16 protein-coding genes are annotated in these 23,566 nt (G+C 72.0%); 3 read left to right on the forward strand and 13 right to left on the reverse strand.

The window, feature by feature from the left end; all coding sequences use genetic code 11:
- Positions 1–24: 24 nt before the first annotated feature.
- A complete protein-coding gene (locus AB0D04_RS16945; RefSeq protein ID WP_362703512.1) occupies positions 25–2,901 on the reverse strand; it encodes a vitamin B12-dependent ribonucleotide reductase in 2,877 nt (958 codons plus the stop codon).
- A gap of 123 nt (positions 2,902–3,024) precedes the next feature.
- Positions 3,025–3,564 carry a transcriptional regulator NrdR gene (gene nrdR, locus AB0D04_RS16950; protein ID WP_362703514.1) on the reverse strand — a complete coding sequence of 180 codons (540 nt, stop codon included), beginning with the start codon at positions 3,562–3,564 and terminating at the stop codon, positions 3,025–3,027.
- A 507-nt stretch (positions 3,565–4,071) separates the two neighbouring features.
- On the opposite strand from nrdR, the gene lexA reads away from it, so the two are divergent.
- A complete protein-coding gene (gene lexA / locus AB0D04_RS16955; RefSeq protein WP_362703516.1) occupies positions 4,072–4,872 on the forward strand; it encodes a transcriptional repressor LexA in 801 nt (266 codons plus the stop codon).
- Between the two features lie 145 nt (positions 4,873–5,017).
- Here the strand turns inward: lexA and AB0D04_RS16960 are convergent, their stop codons facing one another.
- The 5 genes from AB0D04_RS16960 to AB0D04_RS16980 all read right to left on the reverse strand — a co-directional run bounded on the left by AB0D04_RS16960 (position 5,018) and on the right by AB0D04_RS16980 (position 13,206).
- A complete protein-coding gene (locus tag AB0D04_RS16960) occupies positions 5,018–7,036 on the reverse strand; it encodes an ATP-dependent DNA helicase (RefSeq protein ID WP_362703517.1) in 2,019 nt (672 codons plus the stop codon).
- A 42-nt stretch (positions 7,037–7,078) separates the two neighbouring features.
- On the reverse strand, positions 7,079–8,845 hold the full coding sequence (locus AB0D04_RS16965; RefSeq protein WP_362703518.1) for an IucA/IucC family protein: 1,767 nt from the start codon (positions 8,843–8,845) through the stop codon (positions 7,079–7,081).
- A 132-nt stretch (positions 8,846–8,977) separates the two neighbouring features.
- Entirely contained in the window at positions 8,978–9,679 is a 702-nt protein-coding gene (locus tag AB0D04_RS16970) for a GNAT family N-acetyltransferase (RefSeq protein WP_362703519.1), read from the reverse strand.
- An 81-nt stretch (positions 9,680–9,760) separates the two neighbouring features.
- Positions 9,761–11,815: an IucA/IucC family protein gene (locus tag AB0D04_RS16975; RefSeq protein ID WP_362703521.1), complete on the reverse strand. Its 2,055-nt coding sequence runs from the start codon at positions 11,813–11,815 to the stop codon at positions 9,761–9,763.
- Positions 11,812–13,206, reverse strand: coding sequence for a diaminobutyrate--2-oxoglutarate transaminase family protein (locus AB0D04_RS16980; RefSeq protein ID WP_362703522.1), 1,395 nt, complete (start codon positions 13,204–13,206; stop codon positions 11,812–11,814). The genes AB0D04_RS16975 and AB0D04_RS16980 overlap by 4 nt, the downstream gene beginning before the upstream one ends.
- Before the next feature lie 286 nt (positions 13,207–13,492).
- Between AB0D04_RS16980 and AB0D04_RS16985 the strand changes: the two genes are divergently transcribed.
- Positions 13,493–14,668, forward strand: coding sequence for a hypothetical protein (locus tag AB0D04_RS16985; protein ID WP_362703523.1), 1,176 nt, complete (start codon positions 13,493–13,495; stop codon positions 14,666–14,668).
- A 121-nt stretch (positions 14,669–14,789) separates the two neighbouring features.
- Here AB0D04_RS16985 and hflX read toward each other — a convergent pair whose 3' ends face one another.
- From hflX to miaA, 6 genes are all read right to left on the reverse strand, one after another.
- Positions 14,790–16,277, reverse strand: coding sequence for a GTPase HflX (gene hflX / locus AB0D04_RS16990; protein WP_362703525.1), 1,488 nt, complete (start codon positions 16,275–16,277; stop codon positions 14,790–14,792).
- A 267-nt stretch (positions 16,278–16,544) separates the two neighbouring features.
- Positions 16,545–18,068 carry a M1 family metallopeptidase gene (locus tag AB0D04_RS16995; RefSeq protein ID WP_362703527.1) on the reverse strand — a complete coding sequence of 508 codons (1,524 nt, stop codon included), beginning with the start codon at positions 18,066–18,068 and terminating at the stop codon, positions 16,545–16,547.
- Positions 18,069–18,177: 109 nt separating this feature from the next.
- Complete coding sequence (locus AB0D04_RS17000) at positions 18,178–20,349, reverse strand: HD domain-containing protein (RefSeq protein ID WP_362703528.1); 2,172 nt, start codon at positions 20,347–20,349, stop codon at positions 18,178–18,180.
- 170 nt (positions 20,350–20,519) lie between these two features.
- On the reverse strand, positions 20,520–21,392 hold the full coding sequence (dapF, locus tag AB0D04_RS17005) for a diaminopimelate epimerase (protein WP_362703529.1): 873 nt from the start codon (positions 21,390–21,392) through the stop codon (positions 20,520–20,522).
- A gap of 55 nt (positions 21,393–21,447) precedes the next feature.
- Positions 21,448–21,939: a hypothetical protein gene (locus AB0D04_RS17010; RefSeq protein ID WP_362703540.1), complete on the reverse strand. Its 492-nt coding sequence runs from the start codon at positions 21,937–21,939 to the stop codon at positions 21,448–21,450.
- Between the two features lie 108 nt (positions 21,940–22,047).
- Positions 22,048–22,986, reverse strand: coding sequence for a tRNA (adenosine(37)-N6)-dimethylallyltransferase MiaA (gene miaA / locus AB0D04_RS17015; RefSeq protein ID WP_362703530.1), 939 nt, complete (start codon positions 22,984–22,986; stop codon positions 22,048–22,050).
- A 190-nt stretch (positions 22,987–23,176) separates the two neighbouring features.
- Here miaA and AB0D04_RS17020 point away from each other — a divergent pair, with 190 nt between their 5' ends.
- Positions 23,177–23,449 carry a hypothetical protein gene (locus AB0D04_RS17020; protein ID WP_362703531.1) on the forward strand — a complete coding sequence of 91 codons (273 nt, stop codon included), beginning with the start codon at positions 23,177–23,179 and terminating at the stop codon, positions 23,447–23,449.
- Positions 23,450–23,566 lie beyond the last annotated feature (117 nt).

Raw genomic sequence — 23,566 nt, forward strand, 5'->3', positions numbered from 1 at the left:
CGGTCGGCCCGAAGGCCCCCGGGATCAGCTGCAGCCGCTGGTCGAGCCGCAGCCCTCACACAGGTAGCAGCTGCCGGCCCGCTGCATCTTCGTCCCGCAGGAGAAGCAGAGCGGGGCGTCGGCGTTGATGCCCAGCTGCATCTCGACCAGTTCGGCGTTGGTGTGCGCCTGCTTCGGGGCCGGGGTGGCGGCCTCCTCGACGACCTTGGCCGCCGGGGTGGCCTTGGGGGCCTCCATCTGGAGCGGCGCGGACTGGGCCAGACCCTCGACGTCGACCTCGTCGTCGGAGGGCTCGTACGAGCCGGTCTCCAGGTGGCGCGTGCGCTCCTCGACGGAGTGGATGCCCAGCGCCGAGCGGGTCTCGAAGGGCAGGAAGTCCAGCGCCAGGCGGCGGAAGATGTAGTCGACGATCGACTGCGCCATCCGCACGTCCGGGTCGTCCGTCATACCGGCCGGCTCGAAGCGCATGTTGGTGAACTTCGAGACGTAGGTCTCCAGCGGAACGCCGTACTGGAGGCCGACCGAGACCGCGATGGAGAAGGCGTCCATCATGCCCGCGAGGGTCGAGCCCTGCTTGGACATCTTCAGGAAGACCTCACCGAGACCGTCGTCCGGGTAGGAATTGGCGGTCATGTAGCCCTCGGCGCCGCCGACGGTGAAGGAGGTGGTGATGCCGGGACGACCCTTCGGGAGGCGCTTGCGCACCGGGCGGTACTCGACGACCTTCTTCTCGGCGACCGGCTCGGCCTCGACCTTCTTCTCCTCCTTCTTCTTGGCGGAGAGGGGCTGGCCGACCTTGCAGTTGTCGCGGTAGATCGCGAGCGCCTTCAGGCCGAGCTTCCAGCCCTCGAAGTAGACCTCCTCGATCTCCTCGACGGTGGCGGTCTCCGGGACGTTGACCGTCTTGGAGATCGCGCCCGAGAGGAAGGGCTGCGCCGCGGCCATCATCCGCACATGGCCCATGGCGGAGATCGAGCGGGCGCCCATGGCGCAGTCGAAGACCTCGTAGTGCGCCGGCTTGAGGCCGGGGGCGTCGACGACATTGCCGTGGTCGGCGATGTGGGCGACGATCGCCTCGACCTGCTCGGGCTGGTAGCCGAGCCGCTTGAGCGCCTTGGGGACCGTGTTGTTCACGATCTGCATGGAGCCGCCGCCGACGAGCTTCTTGAACTTGACCAGGGCCAGGTCGGGCTCGACGCCTGTGGTGTCGCAGTCCATCATCAGGCCGATGGTGCCGGTGGGAGCCAGCACGGAGGCCTGGGCGTTGCGGAATCCGTTCTTCTCGCCGAGGCGGAGGACGTCCTGCCATGCCTCGGTGGCCGCGGCCCAGACGGGGGTGTCCAGGTCGTCCATGCGCACCGCGGTGCCGTTGGCGTCGGAGTGCTGCTTCATGACGCGCTTGTGGGCGTCGGCGTTACGGGCGTAGCCGTCGTACGGGCCGACGACCGCGGCCAGTTCGGCGGAGCGCTTGTACGAGGTGCCGGTCATCAGGGAGGTGATGGCACCGGCGAGGGCGCGGCCGCCGTCGGAGTCGTAGGCGTGGCCGGTGGCCATCAGGAGGGCGCCGAGGTTGGCGTAGCCGATGCCCAGCTGGCGGAAGGCGCGGGTGGTCTCGCCGATCTTCTGGGTGGGGAAGTCGGCGAAGCAGATGGAGATGTCCATCGCGGTGATGACCAGCTCGACGACCTTGGCGAAGCGCTCGGCGTCGAAGGACTGGTTGCCCAGGTCGTCGTCGCGCAGGAACTTCAGGAGGTTGAGCGAGGCGAGGTTGCACGAGGAGTTGTCCAGGTGCATGTACTCGCTGCAGGGGTTGGACGCGGTGATCCGGCCCGACTCCGGCGAGGTGTGCCAGTGGTTGATGGTGTCGTCGTACTGGATGCCGGGGTCGGCGCACGCCCAGGCGGCCTCCGCCATCTTGCGGAACAGGCCCTTGGCGTCGACCTCCTCGATGACCTCACCGGTCATCCGGCCGCGCAGCCCGAACTTCGAGCCGAACTCGACGGCCTTCATGAACTCGTCGTTCACGCGGACCGAGTTGTTGGCGTTCTGGTACTGGACGGACGTGATGTCGTCGCCGCCCAGGTCCATGTCGAAGCCGGCGTCGCGCAGCGCGCGGACCTTCTCCTCCTCCTTGACCTTGGTCTCGATGAAGGCCTCGACGTCCGGGTGGTCGACGTCCAGGACGACCATCTTGGCCGCGCGGCGGGTGGCGCCGCCCGACTTGATCGTTCCGGCCGACGCATCGGCGCCGCGCATGAAGGAGACGGGTCCGGAGGCGTTGCCACCGGAGGAGAGCAGCTCCTTGGAGGAGCGGATACGGGAGAGGTTCAGGCCGGCGCCGGAGCCGCCCTTGAAGATCATCCCCTCTTCCTTGTACCAGTCCAGGATCGACTCCATGGAGTCGTCCACGGAGAGGATGAAGCAGGCGCTGACCTGCTGCGGCTGCTGGGTGCCGACGTTGAACCAGACCGGGGAGTTGAAGCTGAAGACCTGGTGGAGCAGTGCGTAGGCCAGCTCGTGCTCGAAGATCTCGGCGTCCGCCGGGGAGGCGAAGTAGCTGTGGTCCTCGCCGGCCTTGCGGTAGGTCTTGACCACTCGGTCGATGAGCTGCTTGAGGCTCGCCTCACGCGTCGGGGAGCCCACCGCGCCGCGGAAGTACTTACTGGTGACGATGTTGACCGCGTTCACCGACCAGAAGTCGGGGAACTCGACGCCACGCTGCTCGAAGTTGACCGAGCCGTCGCGCCAGTTGGTCATGACGACGTCACGGCGCGCCCACTCCACCTCGTCGTACGGATGCACGCCGGGGGTGGTGTGGATGCGCTCGATGCGCAGACCCTTGCTCGCCTTGCTGCCCTTGGCGCGGGAGCCTCGTGCCGGGCCGCTCGTCGTCTCTGTCATTCCGCCTCCCTGTATACGGGCAAACGCCCATATGTGCGCACGCATTCCGTGGCACGGTGTATGTCTTTCTGATTCCGGGGCCGCCTGCTCTGGCCCCGGCCAGGTCCTGGATGTGCGCCGAACTCAGTCGGCGGTGGGGGCAGGCCCCACGGGGACGGCAAGGGCCGGGCCGCCGGCCTCCCCGTCGGTCCCGCGGTCCTGCCCGGGCGGGCCCTGCTCGCGCTGCTCCCGCAGCTCGGCGATGGCCGCCTCGAAGTCCTCGAGTGAGTCGAAGGCCCGGTAGACGGACGCGAAGCGCAGGTACGCGACGAGGTCCAGCTCCTGGAGCGGGCCCAGTATGGCGAGCCCGACGTCATGGGTGGACAGCTCGGCGCTGCCGGTGGCGCGCACCGCCTCCTCGACCCGCTGGCCGAGCTTGGCGAGGGCGTCCTCGGTGACCGGGCGGCCCTGGCATGCCTTGCGCACGCCCGCGATGACCTTGTTGCGGCTGAAGGGTTCGGTGACCCCGCTCCGCTTGATCACCATCAGGGACGCCGTCTCGATGGTCGTGAAGCGGCGGGCGCAGTCCGGGCACTGGCGGCGCCGGCGGATCGAGGTTCCGTCGTCCGTGGTGCGACTGTCGACGACCCGGCTGTCGGGGTGCCTGCAGAAGGGGCAGTGCATGGCTCCACCCTCCTCACCCTCGTATGCGGGCGTACGCCACCGAACCCGGCGTACGACTGAATGGCCCCGACCGGCCCGTACGGGCCCTTCGAAGCAGCCACCAGCATAGGCGATCCCTGGAGCCTTGAAGGACCAGGCACCACAACTTGTAGGCGGCGAAGCGGCATCTAAGCACTAGATGTGGTGTCGGGGCGCTTATAGCTGCCTACCGCGTGTCGCGGTGGAGGCGGGCCGGGACGGTCGCCCATGAGGGTACGGGAGGCCACCCGGGCGGCGGGGCGCAGGGGCGGGGATGACAGAATCGGAGTCGTCACGGAGGGCCGGGAGGCCCGGCGGGAATCGTCGCGAAAGCGTGCACTTGAAGCCCGAATTGCTTTTCGCCATACACCTAGCTACTTGATCGGGTCAGCCAATCAGCGACTTTTTCACTCGAACGTGTGTTTGGCGCAACCTTTCGAAAGCAACTACCGTTGGCTAACTAGGGAGAACATTTCGAGAGGGGCCGACGTGACCACCACCGCAGACAGCGCGACCATCACCGCACAAAGCCACTCCCAGAGCCGGTTCGAGCACCCGCAATCGGCAGGCAACGCGCCGATGGGCGACACCACGTTGGACTCCGAAGAGCCGAAGCCCACGCGCTCGCTGCCGGGCCGGCCACCAGGGATCCGGGCCGACAGTTCGGGGCTCACCGACCGCCAGCGCAGGGTCATCGAGGTGATCCGGGATTCGGTGCAGCGGCGCGGCTACCCGCCGTCCATGCGGGAGATCGGCCAGGCGGTCGGGCTGTCCAGCACGTCCTCCGTCGCCCACCAGCTGATGGCTCTGGAGCGCAAGGGCTTCCTGCGGCGCGACCCGCACCGCCCGCGTGCGTACGAGGTCCGCGGCTCGGACCAGACCACCAGCGCCACCACGGAAACGGCCGGCAAGCCCGCGGCGTCCTATGTGCCGTTGGTCGGGCGGATCGCGGCCGGCGGCCCGATCCTCGCCGAGGAGTCGGTCGAGGATGTCTTCCCGCTCCCCCGCCAGCTGGTCGGCGACGGCGAGCTGTTCGTGCTCAAGGTCGTCGGTGACTCCATGATCGAGGCGGCGATCTGCGACGGCGACTGGGTCACCGTCCGCCGCCAGCCGGTCGCCGAGAACGGCGACATCGTCGCCGCGATGCTGGACGGCGAGGCCACCGTCAAGCGTTTCAAGCGCGAGGACGGCCATGTCTGGCTGCTGCCGCACAACGCCGCATATCAGCCGATCCCCGGCGACGAGGCAACCATCCTCGGCAAGGTCGTGGCGGTACTGCGCCGCATCTGACCGCCGCCACAGGACAGCCCCGGGACCACTGCGCCGGTTCCGGGGCTCTCGCCTGTGCGCCTAAACCGGCGCCGCTTTCGCGGAGGTGGTTGCCGTCCGGTGGGGGTTGGTCAATCGATGGTTACGGTTCGAGACCGATGGACGGCTAGCTGTCCGCCTGCTTGGCGGCTGCGTCGATGGCGGCCAAGGAGCGCCGTACCTGATTGCGGTCCGTTGTGTACCAGAAGTCCGGCATGGTTTTCCGGAGGAAAGAGCCGTAACGGGCACGCTCCACCCGGGGGTCCAGGACCGCGACTACGCCGCGGTCGCCGGTGGCGCGGACCAGGCGGCCGGCTCCCTGGGCCATCAGCAGGGCCGCATGGGTCGCGGCGACCGCCATGAAGCCATTGCCGCCGGCCTCCTCCACGGCCTTCTGCCGGGCGCTCATCAGCGGGTCGTCCGGACGCGGGAAGGGCACCCGGTCCATCACCACCAGCTGGCAGCTCGGCCCGGGTACGTCGACGCCCTGCCACAGGGACAGCGTCCCGAACAGACACGTACGGGCATCCTCGGAGAACGCCCGGATCAGCTCGCCGAGCGTGTCCTCGCCCTGGAGGAGGACCGGCACATCGAGGCGGCCCCGCAGCTCCTCGGCCGCGGCCTGGGCGCCGCGCATCGACGAGAACAGGCCGAGCGTGCGGCCGCCGGCGGCCTCGACCAGCTCCGCCAGCTCGTCGAGCATGTCCTGGCGGTTGCCCTCGCGGCCGGGCTGGGCGAGGTGCTTGGCGACGTAGAGGATCCCCTGCTTCGAGTAGTCGAACGGGGAGCCCACGTCCAGCCCCTTCCAGGGCGGGGCGTCCTCGCCTTCGGTGCCCTCGGGGGCGAGGCCCAGGGAGGCGCCGACGCCGTTGAAGTCACCGCCGAGCTTGAGGGTGGCGGAGGTGAGGACGACGGAGCGGTCGTCGAAGAGCTTCTCGCGGAGGAGGCCGGAGACGGAGAGGGGCGCCACCCGCAGGGAAGCGCCGAAGCGGTCATGGCGCTCGTACCAGACCACGTCGTACTCGGAGCCGTTGGCGATGCGCTCGGCGACGGCGTGGACGCTCTCCACCGAGGCGAGGGCCTGCTTGCGGACGGCGTCCTCGTCCTGGACGGACTTGTCGCGGGTCGAGCCGAGCGCGGTGATCACCGTACGGGCCGCATCCCGCAGCGCCATCAGGCAGTAGCCGAGCTCCTCGGGGATCTCCTCCAGGCGGCCGGGCAGCGCCAGCTCCATCAGGCGCTCAAAGGTCTCGGAGGCGGTCTGGAGCTGGTCGGCGGCCTTTTCGTTGACGAGCTTCGCCGCCCGGCGCACGGCGCGGTTGACCTGGCCCGGGGTGAGCTCGCCGGTGGCGACGCCGGTGACCCGGGAGACCAGCTCATGGGCCTCGTCGATGATCAGGACCTCGTGCTGCGGAAGGATCGGCGCGCCCTCGATGGCGTCGATGGCGAGCAGCGCGTGGTTGGTGACCACCACATCGGCCAGCTTGGCGCGCTCCCTGGCGGCCTCGGCGAAGCACTCGGCACCGTAGGCGCACTTGGAAGCGCCCAGGCACTCCCGGGAGGAGACCGAGACCTGGCCCCAGGCGCGGTCCGAGACACCGGGGGTGAGCGCATCGCGGTCGCCGGTCTCGGTCTCGTCCGCCCAGTCGCGCAGGCGCAGCAGGTCCTTGCCGAGCTTGCTGGTGGGCGTCGCCGCTTCGAAGGGGTCGAAGAGGCCCTCCTCCTCTTCCTGCGGGACGCCTTCGCGCAGGCGGTGCAGGCAGAGGTAATTGGAGCGGCCCTTGAGCATGGCGAACTCGGGACGGCGGCGCAGCTGCGGATGGAGCGCCTCGACCGTGCGCGGAAGATCGCGCTCCACCAGCTGGCGCTGGAGGGCGAGGGTGGCCGTGGCGACCACTACGCGCTCGCCGTGGGCGAGGGCCGGGACCAGATAGCCGAGCGACTTTCCGGTGCCGGTGCCTGCCTGTACGAGCAGGTGCGACTGGCTTCGCTTCGCTTCGCCGCTGCCTTGTTGCGAGTCGTCGGAGGCAGCGCCGCCCACGGCCTCGGCGACGGCCTCGGCCATCGCCACCTGGCCGGGGCGCTCGGTGCCGCCGACGGCGGTGACGGCGGCGTGGAGCAGATCGGGGAGGGAGGGCTTTGTCATAGCGCTTGCAAGCCTACGCGGGACCACTGACAGCCGGACCGGTCACAGGGCGTGCAGGGGGTTGGGGACGGTGCCGTGCACGGCCGCGTGCGGACGGTCACGGCGGTCGCGGTAGCCGTCGACGTGCAGCCGGTTGCGGTTCAGGCACAGCCGCGCGATCCGCGGGGTGAGCAGGTCGAAGGTCTCGTGCCGCTCCTTCAGGCGGGGGAAGCGTTCGTGGTGGCGCAGGATCTCCGCCCGTACGAGTGACCAGAACTCGCCCTCGGGAACGTTGAGTTGGTCCTCGCACAGCGGCGCCAGATAGCGGAAGACGCCGACGAACAGGCCGGAGTGGATGAACTGGATGAGGAAGGACGGCGGTTCGGTCAGCAGCACCGCGCGGACCTCCTCCGCCATGGAGTCGTGCTCCGGCAGCGGCTGGGAGCTGGTGTTGACGTCGTCGACGAAGTCCTTGACCGCGAGGCGGGCGGGGATGTCGTGCTCGTCGAAGACGACGATGGCGTTCTCGCCGTGCGGGGAGAAGACCGTGCCGTACCGGTAGAGGAAGTGCAGCAGGGGCGGCAGCAGGGCGGCGAACAGCCGGCACAGCCAGACGCGCGGGGCCAGGCCGGAGCGGCGTACCAGCTCGGCGGTCAGGGCGCGGCCGTGCGGGTCGGTCTGCAACAGGGAGGCGAGGGTGCGGGCGCGTTCGCCGGGGTCGAGGTGGGGGGTGACCGGCTCGCGCCAGATGCAGCCGAGGAGCTCCTTGAACTGGTACGGGACGCCGGGCAGCCGGTCGTAGAGGGGGTGCTCGACGGTGACGGAGGCGGTCTCGCCGAGCAGGATCACCCGGGTCTCGTCACGCAGATACGGGTCCTGGTCGCGCAGGCTGTGGACCCAGCGGGTGACGGCGGGGGCGGCGAGGGTGCGCGCGGTGGGCAGTCCGCGCCACACGAGGGTGTTGAGGATGGACAGCGGCAGTTTGACCGTCCGGCCCTGCGGGCGGCTGATGTTGGTGAAGGTGCGGATCGACTGCTGCGGGAGCCGGAGGTCGTTGTCAGTGGGCAGCGCGATGATGGATCTGTCGGCGAGCTGCGGCGCGAAGAGCGGGGCGATGGTCTCGTCCCACTGCCAGGGATGCACGGGGAGGTAGAGGTAGTCGGCGGGGTCGCGGCCCTGGTCGGCGACGGTGCGGGCGAAGGTGTCGAGGACGGCGGGGGTCAGTTCCTCGCGGTAGAGACGATCGGGGGTGGCGAGGGTGGGAATACCGCGGTAGTGGGCCAGGCTGTGGTGCGCGGCCAGCCAGGGCAGCCGCTCGGGGGTACGGGCCTCCGGCGCCCAGTGCGCTGCGTCGGCGGCCGAGAAGCCGAGCCGGCCCTTGTTGGCGACGAGCCAGGGGTGGCCGGTCTGGTGGCCCTCGAGGGAGGCGTAGTCCAGGTCGGCGAGGTCGGCGGCGCTGAGGGCGGCGGCGTCGAGGCGGGTGTCGGCCGCCAGGGTGGCGGTCAGCTCGCGGACGAGATGCCCGGTGGTGTCGCCGGACAGGCCCAGCACGGTGTCGTGGGCGTGCGTGAGGAAGCGCAACGGGTCGGCGTCGGGGGTGAGGGAGCCGGGGTCGACGCGCCAGTGGCCGTAGGCGCTGCGGCGGGCGCGGAAGCGGTAGACCAGGTCGCCGGTGACCGGCAGGCGGTACTGCGGGGTGCCGTCGGGGGCGGTGCCGTCGAGCTCGGGGGTGAGAATGTCCTCGTACGCGAACTCCGCCAGCATCTTGGCGAACAGTCGGCGCGCGGCGTGCTGCCAGGCGGTGTGCGGGGGCTGGGGCGCGGGAGACAAGGCGGGACTCCTCGAAACAGGACGGCCCCGGCACGTACGGGGGACAGCCGGGGCGGGGGTGGACGGGGACGTGGGGTGCGGTGGGCTCCGGGACGGGGCCGTCGAGGGACGGCCGCCGGGCCGGTGCGGGGGTCACAGCACGTGGCGCAGGGCGCGGTCGCGGATCATCAATGCCGCGCGCTTGTCGGGCAGTTCGATCTCCTCGGAGTAGCGGAATCCGGCACTCAGGAAGGCCGCCACAGAGGCGGTGTTGCGCAGATCGGGTTCGGCGATGACGCGCCCGCACCGGGGGCGGTGGTCCAGTACGAGATCGGCGGTGGCGCGCAGCAGGGCGGCGCCCAGACCACGCGCGCGGTCGCGGGCGCCGCCGATCAGGAGGTGCAGGCCGGTGTCCTGGGGGCGGGCCGGATAGTGCCGGGCGACGGGATCCAGGTCGGCGCGGTAGATCTCCCAGTAGCTCATCGGGACGCCGGCCAGCACCCCGAGGCAGGGCACGCTGCGGCCGTCGCCGCCCAGCTGGGCGCGCAGATGGGCGGCGGTGATCTCCGGGCCGCCGGCCAGCTCCCAGAAGGCCGCGACGGCCGGGTCGTTCATCCAGTGCACGATCCGGTCGAGGTCGCGGTCCGGTTGGACGGGGACGAGCGCGAACGGCCCGGCGGGGGTGTCTGCCGCGGCCCAGTCGGCCGGGTTGCCGAGCAGGGCGTCGGCGGCCGGGGTGCCCGTGGGGACCGGCCGCCGCGGCCTTCGGTCGTACAACGCGCGCCATTCGGGCGGGAGTTGCCGTTCCAGGGTGTCTTCGGAGCCGGCGCTGAGGCCGGGGTCGGTGGATGGCACGGCGACGCTCTCCTCTCGTGGCCGTCTGCCGCGGGGCCTTGTGGGCCGCGGGCGGCAGCCGGGGGCGGTGGGTCGGCGGGGCTAGGTGGCGAGGGGGTTGGGCACGGTGACGTAGACGGACTGGGTGTCGACGGGGCCGACGAGCTCGTCCAGGCCGTGCAGCCGGGTGGCGAGGTTGGCCTTGCAGCGCAGCGTGCGGGCGGTGAGCAGATGCTCGGGCAGGGCCGAGCGGTGGGCGCGGGGGGCCGCGGCGGCGTCGGCGAGGAACCGGCGGAAGGCGGCGAGCAGGATCTCCTCGCGGATCAGGCGCTGGGCGCCGAAGGCACCGATGAGGCCGAGGACGTTGTTGATGCCCAGGTAGTAGCCGAACCGCTCGTCGGTGACATCGTCGGCGACGAAGGTGTCGCTGGTCGCGCCGATGCCGGGCAGCCGCCGCTGGAGGTCGTCGCGCCGCGAGGCACGGAAGTAGTAGCCCTGGTTGTCCCGGTAGCGGCCGCCGACCGGCCAGCCGTCGGGGTCGAGCAGCACGAGGGTGTTCTGCTGGTGGGCCTCCAGGGCGACGCCGGCCGTGCCGTCGAGCCACAGGACGGGCCGTACGACCGCCTCGAGATAGCGCAGGAACCATTCGGTGGCGACGGCGCCCAGGGAGCGGCCGGTGCGGGCGCCGAGCGTGCCGACGAGATCTTCGAGCCGGGAGCGTACGCCCGGGCGTCCCGGCCAGGGCCGGGGCGAGGTGAGCCCCGCGATGCAGACGGCGTCGTCGGTGGTGGTGAAGGGGTTGTGGCGGATGACGGCGTCCAGGCCCCGGACGGGGCGGCCGTCGAGGCCGTCGACGGCGAGATAGGCGGGGTCGCGGATGATGTCGAAGCCCGGATGGACGGCCTGCCACTGCTCGGCGAGGCCGGTGCGCAGCAGCCGGTGGACCTCGACGCCGCGTTCGAGTTCCTTGCGGAGGTTCTCCCGGCGCGAGTTGGTGATGCGCAGGCCGAGGGAGAGCTTGAGCATGGCGTCCGCGCCGGGGCGGTAGACGGTGCGCACGGAGGAGGTGGGGTGCCAGAGGGATCCGTGGCGGCCCAGGTCGTGCAGCAGGCCCGCGTCCCGAAGGGCGGCGATGTCGGGGCGGCCGGCGAGTTCGCGGGCCTGCCAGGGGTGCAGCGGCAGCGGCACGGTGTCGTCGGGGAGTTGCAGGCCCTCCGCGAGGTGCGCGGCCAGCTGCGCGGCCGGTACGGCCTTGCCGCGCTCCGTCCAGGCGGAGTCGGCGGCGAGGACGGAGCGGTGGACTGCCGTCCAGTGCAGCGCGAAGGCACCGCGCAGTTCGGGCGAGTAGGCGCGGGTCTCGGCGTCGGTGAGGCCCTCGCGGCTCTTGGGGGTGGGGTGCAGCGGGTGGCCCAGGAGGAGGGACTGTTCGGCCTCCAGGAAGAGGGAGGCATGGGTGTCGGCCGGGCGGGTGCGGCGGTCGGCGAGGAAGACGGCGGTGGTGCGGACGGAGCCCGCGACCCGGCCGACGAGTTCGGCGCCGTCGCCGTCGGGCGCCTGCGGCCGTTCGCCCTCGGGTGCGTGGTGCCGCTCGCCGGCCGTCTGCGGCGTCCCGTCGCCGGCCGGTCGCTCGTCGCCGGCCGGTGCCCGGCGCTCGCCGCCGTACGCGGCCTCCCGGCGCAGCAGGGCGGCAACGGTGACGGCGTCCAGGGGGGCGGCGGCGGGCGGGGCGCCTTCGAGGGCGGGGGCGCCGAGGCGGTGCCAGCCGGTGGGCGACCAGTAGCGGACGGGGATGCGCAGGGCGGTGCCGCTGGCGTACAGCGGGATGCGCAGCCGGCCGCCGGCCGGGCGGCGGGCGCCGCTCTCGCGGATCCAGCAGCGCAGCAGGCTCTCGGTCCCGGCGGCGTCGGCGGCGGCCGCCGGGTCCGGGTGGTCGAGCGGGTCGGCGTCGGCGGGCAGGGCGCGGTCGCAGGGGCGCGGGGCGCCGTGGCCGGCGGCCGCGGGCCGGGTCTGGCGTTCCGGGAGCGGCTGGTGGCAGGGGTCGTCGTCCGCGGTGTGCCGCTGCTGGCGCGGCACGGTCGGCTCGGTGGTGGCGCCGCCCTGGTGGGCGGTGGGCCGCTCGGCGGCCGGGGTCCCGTCGGGGCCGGGGCGTTCGTTCATGGGGTGGTGCCTCGCATTGTCGTGGGGGACGAGCCCGTCGGCCCGGGGGTGGTGCGGACCGCCGCCGCGATGGCGTCGGCGAGGCGGTCGAGGATCGCGTCCGCCTGTTCGTCGGTGATGGTCAGGGGTGGCAGCAGACGGACGACGGCGGAGTGGCGGCCGCCCAGTTCGACGATCAGGCCGCGGTCCAGGCAGGCGCGCTGGACGGCGGCGGCGAGCCGGGGGTCGGCGGGGCGGGCGCCGCCGGCATCGGCGTCGGCGTCGCGGTCGACGAGTTCGACGCCGAGCATCAGGCCGCGGCCACGGATGTCGCCGATGCAGTCGTGGCGGGCGGCGAGCCCGCCGAGCCGGGCGAGCATCCGGGCGCCCAGATCCTGGGCACGGCGGGCGAGTTGGTGCTCGCGTACGTAGGCGAGGGTGGCGCGGCCGGCGGCCATGGCGAGTTGGTTGCCGCGGAAGGTACCGGCGTGCGCGCCGGGCTGCCAGGCGTCGAGTTCCCCGCGGTAGACGATCACGGCGAGCGGCAGGCTGCCGCCGATCGCCTTCGACAGGACGAGGACGTCGGGCACGATCCCGCTGTGTTCGATGGCCCAGAAGGTGCCGGTGCGGCCGACGCCCGTCTGGACCTCGTCGACGATCAGCGGGATCTGCCGGTCGGCGGTGATCTGCCGCATCCGCCGCAGCCAGGCGTCCGGTGCGGGGATCACCCCGCCCTCGCCCTGGACGGGTTCCAGGATCATCCCGGCGGGCCGGGGCACGCCGCCCTTGTCGTCGTCGAGGAGGTTCTCGGTCCAGCGGGCGGCGAGTTCGGCGCCGCGCTCGCCGCCGGTGGCGAACGGGCAGCGGTAGTCATAGGGGTAGGGCAGCCGGGTCACGCTGGTGTGCCGCGCTCCCCCGGAGGCCGCGAGCGCCTCGGCGGTCATGCCGTGGTAGGCGCCGGTGAAGGCCGTCAGGCCGTCCCTGCCGGTTGCCGTACGGACGAGCTTGAAGGCGGCCTCCACGGCGTCCGTACCGGCCGGTCCGCAGAACTGGATGCGTGCCGTTTCGGCCAATTCCCGCGGCAGCGTGGCGAACAGCTCGGTGGTGAAGGCGTCCTTGACGGGGGTGGCCAGGTCGAGGATGTGCAGGGGAGCGCCGGAGTCGAGGACCGTACGGATCGCTTCGAGCACCACGGGGTGGTTGTGGCCGAGGGCCAGGGTGCCGGCACCGGAGAGGCAGTCGAGGTAGCGGCGGCCGTCGGCGCCCTCGATGGTCAGCCCGCGGGCGCGCACCGGGACGATGGGCAGGGAGCGCGCGTAGGTGCGGGCAGCGGACTCACGCAGGGACTGGCGGCGCAGGATCCCTTCATGGGCCGACGGCCCTGCCGCCGGCACGGTTTCGGTCAACGCCACGGCAGTTGTGTCCTCCTGCTGGTGTGCTGTTGGATGCCTCGCGGGCCGTATGAGCTGCCCGGCGGTCCCCCGTACGTACCAACGACGCTTCGGACGGGGGATCACGGCCGACCGTCAAGATCCTTGCGGTGGCGGAACCGGGGACCCGGCTGCCGCCGTCTTGGTCGGCACCGGCATAGTGGGGAGCCGCGTCGGGGTCTTGTTCATGACAAGTTCATAACGGCGCGACCGGCCACAACGGCCACAGTACGAATCCACTCAGGATCCACTCAGGGGGAACTCACCCATGCGATCGATACGTCGGCCAGTGCTGGCCGCCGCCGCTCTCACCGCCGTGGTGGCGCTGACCGCGACCGGCTGCGGACCGTCGGACGAGCCCACGAACGACAAGCCGAGCAACTCGGCCCAGGGTGGGGGTGAAATCAAGATTCCCAAGGACATCCAGGACAAGCTCAAGGAACACGGCATCGACCTGGACAAGTGGAAGAACGGCGAGTGGAAGAACTGGGACAAGGACAAGTGGCTCCGCGAGGCCGGGGAGTTCATCAACCCGATCATCAAGGACTTCTGGAACCCGGACAAGATCGGTAAGGCCAAGCCGCCGCAGGACAACACCAAGCCCGGTGACGTCTCCGAGGACCAGGGCAAGACCGATCCCGAGCCCTCCGCCGTCCCGGCCAAGGCGGTCGCGACCCCGTACGACGAGAAGGCGCCCGGCATCGGCCTGCTCGCGTTCAGCACCCCGGAGGGCGACGCCCGCTGCTCCGCCACGGTCGTCAAGGACCCGGCGCACCCCGGTAAGTCCAACCTGGTGTGGACCGCGGCGCACTGTGTGCACGCCGGCAAGAACGGCGGCTGGTACCGCAACCTGATCTTCGTGCCCAGCTTCAACAAGACGGGCGGCACCGCCTCCGAGATCAAGAACAAGCCCTTCGAGGAGCGCGTCCCCAAGGGCAAGTGGTGGGCCGACGACCTGGCCACCTCCAAGGAGTGGATCCAGGCCGGCGGCGCCGTTCCGGGCGTGCCGATGGCTCCGTACGACTTCGCGCTGATGCACGTCAAGCCCGAGGCGAACACCGGCGGCAAGTCGCTGGAGGAGATCGCCGGCGGTGCGTACGAGGTCAACTTCAACGCTCCGGCGATGGGCAAGATCCCGAGCCTGACCGCGCAGGGCTACCCGGCCGAGGCGCCGTTCGACGGTGCGTCGCAGCAGCAGTGCACCGACAAGCCGACCCGCCTGTCGATGGACGCCAAGAAGCCGACCATGTACCGCATCGGCTGCACCATGACCGCTGGCTCCTCCGGTGGCCCCTGGTTCGCCAAGGGTCCCGACGGCAAGCTGCAGGTGATCTCCAACATGTCGATGGGGCCGCGCCCGGCCAAGTGGGCGGCCGGCCCGCACCTGGGTCCCGAGGCCAAGTCGATCTTCACCTCGATGAGCCAGAAGTGGGCGAACAAGTAGGCAGCTGAGGGCCGGGTGCCCGCCGCGCTCCGGCGGGCACCCGGCCGAGGCACCGCGCACAGCATGACGAAGGCCCGCCCGGGATCTCCCCGGGCGGGCCTTCGGCGTAGGTGATTCCGTGCTACGCGGCCTGCACGAACGGCCGGAACTCGGCGGCCAGTTCCTCGTGCACCCGCGCCTTGAGGACCGTGCCGTCCGCGGTGTGCTCCTCGGAGATGACCTCGCCCTCGGCGTGCGCCCGCGAGACCAGGGCGCCCTGGGTGTAGGGCACCAGCGCCACGATCTCGACCTGCGGACGCGGCAGTTCCTCGTCGAGCAGTTCCAGCAGCTCCGCGATGCCCTGGCCGGTACGGGCCGAGACGGCGAGCGCATGCTTCTCGTTGCGCAGCAGGCGCTGCAGCACCAGCGGATCCGCGGCGTCCGCCTTGTTGACGACCACGATCTCGGGCACGTCCGTCGCGCCCACGTCGCGGATCACCTCGCGTACGGCGGCCAGCTGCTCCTCCGGCACCGGATGCGAGCCGTCGACCACGTGCAGGATCAGGTCGGAGTCGCCGACCTCCTCCATCGTGGAGCGGAACGCCTCGACCAGGTGGTGCGGCAGGTGGCGGACGAAGCCGACGGTGTCGGCGAGGGTGTAGAGCCGGCCGCTGGGGGTCTCGGCCCGGCGGACGGTGGGGTCCAGGGTGGCGAACAGGGAGTTCTCCACCAGGACACCGGCGCCGGTGAGGCGGTTGAGCAGGGAGGACTTGCCGGCGTTGGTGTAGCCGGCGATGGCGACCGAGGGGACCTTGTGGCGCCGGCGTTCCTGGCGCTGGACGTCCCGGCCGGTCTTCATCTCCGCGAGCTCCCGGCGCATCTTCGCCATCTTCTCGCGGATCCGCCGCCGGTCCGTCTCGATCTTGGTCTCACCGGGACCACGGGTGGCCATACCGCCGCCCGCCGAACCGGAGCCACCGCCACCCATCTGCCGGGACAGCGACTGGCCCCAGCCGCGGAGCCTGGGCAGCATGTACTGCATCTGTGCCAGCGAGACCTGCGCCTTGCCCTCCCGGGACTTGGCGTGCTGGGCGAAGATGTCGAGGATCAGGGCGGTCCGGTCGACCACCTTGACCTTGACGACGTCCTCCAGGTGGATCAGCTGGCCCGGGGAGAGCTCACCGTCACACACCACAGTGTCGGCCCCGGACTCGAGCACGATGTCGCGCAGCTCCAGGGCCTTGCCGGAGCCGATGTAGGTGGCCGCGTCGGGCTTGTCGCGGCGCTGGATGAGGCCGTCGAGCACCAGGGCGCCGGCGGTCTCGGCCAGGGCAGCGAGCTCGGCGAGCGAGTTCTCCGCCTCCTGGGACGTGCCGGTGGTCCATACGCCCACGAGCACCACCCGCTCCAGGCGGAGCTGGCGGTACTCGACCTCGGTGACGTCTTCGAGCTCGGTGGACAGGCCCGCCACACGGCGCAGCGCCGCCCGCGCCGAGCGGTCGTACTGGTCGCCGTCACGCTCCCCGTCGATCTCGTGGCTCCAGGCGACGTCCTCTTCCATCAGGGCGTCGGCCCGAAGGCTCTCGGGGAGGCGCTGCCGGTCCTGCGGAAGGGAAGAAGAGGAGGTCATTTGATCCTTTGTGTCGTTGGAAGTCCTTGTCGGGACCGGGCGGTCCACCGGGACTGTCTGTGGTGCTGTGGCTTGCCATGATGCTGCGGTACTGCGGCTTTCGAAAGTGTCAACGTCCGAGCGGCCCCCGAGATTCCCGGGTGCCCCTCGGCGTCGACCTGAAGATGGTCGCACGGCCCGTTACGGCCCGTCACGCGGGTTTTCCGGCGTTTTCCCGCGACGGGGCGCCCTGTGCCTCGGACGGCCCACCGCGGCGGGCTCCTGGGGTCATTGCGGCCGCTTGGACTGCCACTCCGGGTGGCCCGGCATCGCCGGAGTCTTCGCGCTGTACAGCCAGCCCCGGAAGAAGCCGGTCAGGTCCTGCCCGGCGATCTCGGAGGCCAGGGCGATGAAGTCGGCGGTGCCGGCCACGCCGTCGTGGTGGCGGGTCACCCAGGTCCGTTCGAGGCGGTCGAAGGCGGCGGGGCCGATCTTGTGCCGCAGGGCGTACAGGACCAGGGCGCCGCCGTCGTAGATGGACGGCCGGAAGATGCTGATCTTCTGGCCGGGCCGGGCGGGCTTGGGCGACGCGGGCGGGCCACCGCCGGACCGCCAGCCGTCCGACTGCTGGTAGGCACGCTGCATCCGGGTGTCGAGGGTGATCCGGCGGCCGCCCTTCTCCTCGGCGTAGAGCGCCTCGTACCAGGTGGCGTGGGCCTCGTTCAGCCAGACGTCGGACCAGCGATGCGGGCTGACGCTGTCGCCGAACCACTGGTGGGACAGCTCGTGCACCATGACGGATTCGACGTACCACTCGGGCAGCCGGCCGTTGAACAGGCCCTTCTCGAAGAGCGAGAGGGTCTGGGTCTCCAGCTCGAAGCCGGTGCGGGCGTCCGCGATCAGCACCCCGTAGTTCTCGAAGGGGAACGGGCCGACCTTGCTCTCCATCCAGGCGAGCTGGGCGGGCGTCTTGTCCGCCCAGCGGTCGAGCGCCGCGCGGTCGGCGGTCGGTACGACGCTCCGTACGGGCAGGCCGTGCGGTCCCCGGGTGTGCAGCACGGTGTTCCGGCCCAGCGAGACCTGCGCCAGCTCGGTGGCCATCGGGTGTGCGGTCCGGTACGTCCAGATACGGCGCTGCCCGCGCTCACCGGCCCCCTGGGGCTCGCCGTTGGCGACGGCCGTCACACTCCGGGGCGCGCTGATCCGGAAGGTGAAGAACGCCTTGTCGGAGGGGTGGTCGTTACAGGGGAAGACGCGGTGTGCGGCATCGGCCTGGTTGGCCATCACCAGCCCGTCGCCGGTCCGGATCCAGCCGCCGTCGCTCCTGCCCCGCGGGTCGCTGGTGTGCCGTACCACGATCCGCAGCCGCTCCCCCGGGCCGACGGCGACGGACGGGGTCACCACCAGGTCCTCGCCGTGCTGCCGGTGATCGGCGGCCAGGCCGTTGACCTCCACGGAGCGGATGCTGCCGCGGGCGAAGTCGAGGTTGAGGTGGTCGAGTCCCGTGGTGGCGCGGGCGGTGATCTCGGTGACGGCCTCCAGCGGGCGGTCGTTGTGACCGGAGTAGTCCAGGTCGACGTGGTAGGACGTGACGTCGTAGCCGGGGTTGCCCAGGGTGGGGAACAGGCGGTCGCCGATGCCGAGCGCACCGGGGGCGACCGGGGCCGGGGCGGCGCCGAGCAGGGCGACGGCGGCCAGCGAGAGGGCGGCGGCCCGGCGGCCGGCCCGGGACGGGGCCCGCCCGCGCAGGAGGCGGGACGCGGCGGCGGGACGGTCGGGACCGGGGGACGGTCGACGCGAGGGAAGCGACATGGGCTACGGCTATCAGCGCCGCCGCCCGGCCCGTGGGTGGCACGGCAGTACGGCACCCGAAAGGGCGGCAGTACGGGCGTCCGGCTTACTTCCGGATGCGGCGGTGCCGTCAGGGGCGCAGGGCGGCGGTCCGCCTCGTCCGGCCCGCGCGCAGCACGTCGAAGACGCCGGGGACCTCGCGCATCGCGCGCATCAGGGACGGCAGCCCGGCAGCGTTGGGCAGATGCAGCGTGTAGGTGTGCCGTACCCGCTGTTCGTGCGGGGGTTCCACGGCGGCGGACACCACGGCGACGCCCTGCGCGGCGATCGCCTCGGTGAGGTCGGCCAGGAGGTGCGGCCGGCTGAAGGCCTCGGCCAGGAGCGTGACCCGGCAGCCGTGGCCGGCCTTGCCCGCGCGCCGCCAGCGCACCCCGACCGGCTGCCGGCCGGTCGCCGCCATCCGCGCCACCACGGGGCACAGGGCGCGGTGCACGGTGACCGTGCCGCCCCGTACGGCGAACCCGGTGACGTTGTCCGGCGGCACCGGGGTGCAGCAGCCCGCCAGCCGTACGGACGCGCCCGGCAGGTCCGCGACGGCCAGGACGGCGGCGGGGGTGATCTCGGCCGGATCGCCGGGGCCGTGGTCCGTGGCGGCGGGGGCCGCCTGGGGTGGCGCGGGGGCCGGCTCCCCCGTGTCGTCCCCGGCGGGCCGCGACAGCCACCGGGAGATGGCGAGCCGGGCGGCGGGGGTACGGGCGTGGTCGAGCCACTCGGGGGCGGGTCCGGTGGCGGAGTCGGGGGCCATCAGGAGGTGCAGACTGTCGCCGTCGTGCAGCACGGTGGCGAGCGTCGCCAGGCGGCCGTTGACCCGAGCGCCGATACAGCAGTGCGCCGCCTCGCCGTGCCGGGCGTAGGCGGCGTCCACACAGCTCGCCCCGGCGGGCAGGCCGAGCGAGACGTCCGCGGGGCCGCCGGCCGGGCCGCCCGCGCAGAAGACCGTGATCTCCAGGTCCTGCGCCAGGTCGTCGCGCAGCGAGCTCCAGAAGGTGTCCGGGTCGGGGGTGGTGCGCTGCCACTCCAGGAGGCGCGAGAGCCATCCGGGGCGGGTCGGGTCGGCCCGCTCGCCGTCGGGGGTGTCCGGGCCGTCCGTGGGGGCGTAGGGGTTGCCCAGTGCGATCACCCCTGCCTCGGCGACCCGGTGCATCTGGTGGGTGCGGATCAGGGTCTCGGCGATCTCGCCGGACTCACCGGTGACGGCGGTGTGCAGCGACTGGTAGAGGTTGAATTTCGGCGCGGCGATGAAGTCCTTGAACTCGGAGACGACCGGGGTGAAGCAGGTGTGCAGCTCGCCGAGGACGGCGTAGCAGTCGGCGTCCTCGGTGACCAGGACCAGCAGCCGCCCCAGGTCCGCACCTGTCAGCCCGCCGCGGGCCATGCGGACGCGGTGCACGGAGACGAAGTGCCGTGGCCGCACGAGGACTTCGGCCTGGATCTTGGCCTCGTCGAGGGTCGTGCGGACCCGCGCGGCGATGGCGGCGAGCGGGTCGGGGCGGCCGGCGTGCTCGCTCACCAGGCGGCGGGTGGCGGCGTACTCCTCCGGGTGCAGGATCGCGAAGACCAGGTCCTCCAGCTCGCTCTTCAGGGCCTGGACGCCGAGGCGTTCGGCGAGCGGGATCAGGACGTCGCGGGTCACCATGGCGATCCGGGCCTGCTTCTCGGGGCGCATCACGCCGAGGGTGCGCATGTTGTGCAGCCGGTCGGCGAGTTTGATGGACATCACCCGGACGTCGTTCCCGGTGGCGACCAGCATCTTGCGGAAGGTCTCCGGCTCGGCGGCCGCGCCGTAGTCGACCTTCTCCAGCTTGGTCACCCCGTCGACCAGGTAGCAGACCTCGGCGCCGAACTGTTCCCGTACCTGATCGAGCGTCACCTCCGTGTCCTCGACGGTGTCGTGGAGAAGGGAGGCGGTCAAGGTCGTGGTCTCGGCGCCCAGTTCGGCGAGGATGAGGGTGACCGCGAGCGGGTGGGTGATGTACGGCTCACCGCTCTTGCGCATCTGGCCGCGGTGCGAGGACTCCGCCAGCACATACGCCTTGCTCAGGATGTCCAGATCGGCATCGGGGTGGTGGTGGCGGTGCACCTTGGCGACGTGTTCCAGGGCGTCGGGGCGGCCGTCACGCGGGGCCGCGCCCAGCAGCGCGGCGCGCCCGATCCGGCGCAGCCCCTGGACATCCAGCCGGGCGCGGCCGCGCCTGCGGCCCACTGGTTCAGGGTTACCAGGGTCAGTGGCCTCTGCGCTCATGGGCACCTCCGGCGGCGTCGACCGGCGGTTGGGCGCCCTCCCTCGGAATCACGCGGAACGCCCGGGCCGGTGCTTGATGCTACCGAGCCCATCACGCACCGCAGTCCGTCTCTCGCCCAGCGTGAAACTGACCACCCATTCGAGCGAATTACCGGACGAAAGCGTGCCCGTCAGGCGAGCGCCGTGGTCAGCCAGGCGGGGTCGAAGGTGCCCTCGGCGACGATCACGGCCCGTCCGGTCATCTCGACGGTGCCGTCCGGCAGCTCGGTGATGGAGAGGCTGCCGCCGAGGACGTCGACGGTGTACGTGACGGGCAGGCCGCTCACGGTGGGGTCGGCGCCGTCCCGGCGGGCGGTGGCGACGGCGACCGCGCAGGCGCCGGTGCCGCAGGAGCGGGTCTCGCCCGAGCCGCGCTCGTGCACCCGCATCGCCACATGGCGCGGGCCGCGGTCGACGACGAACTCGATGTTCACGCCGTCCGGATAAACTGCCGCTGGGCTGAACGGCGGTACGGCCAGCAGGTCCCCGGCGTGCGCCAGGTCCTCGACGAAGGCGACCGCGTGCGGGTTGCCCATGTTCACGTTCCGGGCGGGCCAGCTGCGGCCGTCCAGGGTGACCGTGACGCTCTCCTCGGGGAGCTCGGCGCGGCCCATGGAGACCGTGACGTCGCCGGCCTTGGCGAGGTGGACGCGGCGGACGCCGGCGCGGGTGGCGATGGCGAGATCGCCCGCCTCCACCAGGCCGGCGTGCAGCAGATAGCGCGCGAAGACGCGGACGCCGTTGCCGCACATCTCGGCGATGGAGCCGTCGCCGTTGCGGTAGTCCATGAACCACTCGGCCTCGTCCGCCAGGGCGCGTGCCTCGGGGTGCGCGGCGGAGCGTACGACCCGCAGGACGCCATCGCCGCCGAGACCGGCGCGCCGGTCGCAGATCCGGGCGACCGCGGCCGCGGACAGGTCGATACGGCCCTCGGGATCGGGAACGATCACGAAGTCGTTCTCGGTGCCGTGGCCCTTGAGGTAGGCGATGCGCTGCGTGGTCACCCTTGAATCGTACGGGCGGTCGGGGCCTGCGGCGCGAGGCGGGGTGCGGACGGGGTCAGCGCAGCCGGGCGACGCGCCAGATGGCGAGGGCCGCGAGCACGACCACCACCGCGGCGTAGAGGACGACGATGCGCCAGTCGGCGCGGCGGCCGGAGCCGCGGGAGGGCAGTCCCGGCCAGGTGTGGCCGGCGCGGCGGGCGGCCATCATGCCCCAGCCGGCGGCGCAGCAGCACAGCAGCAGGCCGAGCATGGCTATCACCGCGCCGCCGTCGCCGCCGAACTCGAAGGCGAGCGGGAAGCCGAACATCAGCGAGCCGACGGAGGCAAGCACCACGATCGGCGCGAGCTGCCACAGGCGCAGCCGGCGCGGCGGGCGCAGCTCCCGGAAGGACTCGCCGCCCTCCGGGGGAGCGTCGGCAGCCGCGTCCGGGCCGTCATCGGTGGCGGGCATGCCGTCGTGGGCGTCCGGGCCGTCCTGGGCCAGCGGCGTGCTGTCGGCGTCGCCGTGGTCCGATTCCTGGGCTCTGTTGCGAGGGCCGGCCTCCATTGCCACGCGCCCTCCCCACTGCAGACTGCACGCCTCGATCGAAGGTCGATGATGACACGCCCTCAGCGGCCCGGATGACGGCCGGAGCGTCCCGATGCCATGACGTGATCAGGCTGTGACCGGTCGTTCGAGCAACGCCAGCGCGAGCCGCGGCAGGTCCGCGCGGTGATCGGCGGCGCCGCTGAGCCAGTTGACCCGCGGGTCCCGGCGGAACCAGGAATCCTGACGGCGCGCGAAGCGCTTGGTGGCGCGCACCGTCTCGTCGCGCGCCTCCTGTTCGGTGCACTCCCCCGCCAGCTGGGCGAGCACCTGCTGGTAGCCGAGCGCCCGGGAGGCCGTACGGCCCTCGCGCAGCCCCTCGCCCTCCAGGCGGCGCACCTCGTCCACCAGGCCGGCGTCCCACATCCGGTCGACCCGTTGCGCGATCCGCTCGTCGAGCTCGGGGCGCGCGACGTCGACGCCGATCTGCAGGGTGTCGTAGACGGCTTCGTGGCCGGGGAGGTTGGCGGTGAAGGGGCGGCCGGTGATCTCGATGACCTCCAGGGCGCGCACAATGCGGCGGCCGTTTCCGGCCAGGATGGCGCGGCCGGCCTCCGGGTCGGCGGCGACGAGCCGGGCGTGCAGGGCGCCGCTGCCCTGTTCGGCCAGCTCGGCCTCCAGGCGGGCGCGTACCGCGGGATCGGTGCCGGGGAAGTCGAGGGCGTCGATGGCGCCGCGTACGTACAGGCCGGAGCCGCCCACCAGGACCGGGGTGCGGCCCTCGGCGAGCAGCCGGTCGATCTCGGCGCGGGCCAGCTGCTGGTACTCGGCGACGCTGGCGGCGCGGGTCACGTCCCAGATGTCCAGGAGGCGGTGCGGGACGCCCTGCTGTTCCTCGGGGGTGAGTTTGGCGGTGCCGATGTCCATGCCGCGGTAGAGCTGCATGGAGTCGGCGTTGATGACCTCGCCGCCCATGGCTTGCGCGAGCGCGACGCCCAGATCGGACTTTCCGGCCGCAGTGGGACCGACGACGGCGATGACCCGCGGAGCGGGAACGGCGATGTTCACCCCGTCAGTCTCGCAAACATCACGCTCCGGTCCCGAACGAGCGACGTGACGGGCCACCCCTGGCGTCGTTGCCTGTTCGAGGTCCCGAGAGCCGGTGCACAACCGGTGCCCGCGGGCGACGCAAGAGGACGCTCCGGGAGATGAGGGATTTCGCCCACATGAGTACGGCATCAGTACGGTAGGAGCGGTTATGGGCCTGTTTTCGCGCTTTCGGCGGAGTAAGGAATCGGACGGATCCGAGGCGGCGGCAGCGTCGGCGGAGTCCGTGGAGCCGGCGGCCGAGGGGGAGCTGCCCGAGGCGGCGGAGGCCGGCACCGCGGAGGCGGTGAAGGAGCCGGCGGCCGAGGCCCCGCAGGACGCTGCCGGCACCGAGGACGGGGGCGCCGAGAGCCCCGGCATCCCGCGGCAGCAGTCCGCGGACGCGGCGGCCGACAGCGACGCCGGGGACGGCGCCCGCAAGTAACGGCGGCAGCACGGGTGGGTCCGCAGTCCCGTCGTCCGGCCGAAGGCCGGGCGGGACTGCGGACCCACCCGGCGAGAGATCGGAACAGCACACCGCTGAACACCAGTCACATCAAAC

Origin of the sequence: Streptomyces sp. NPDC048483, assembly GCF_040651455.1 — a bacterium.
In the GTDB taxonomy this organism is placed as follows: domain Bacteria; phylum Actinomycetota; class Actinomycetes; order Streptomycetales; family Streptomycetaceae; genus Streptomyces.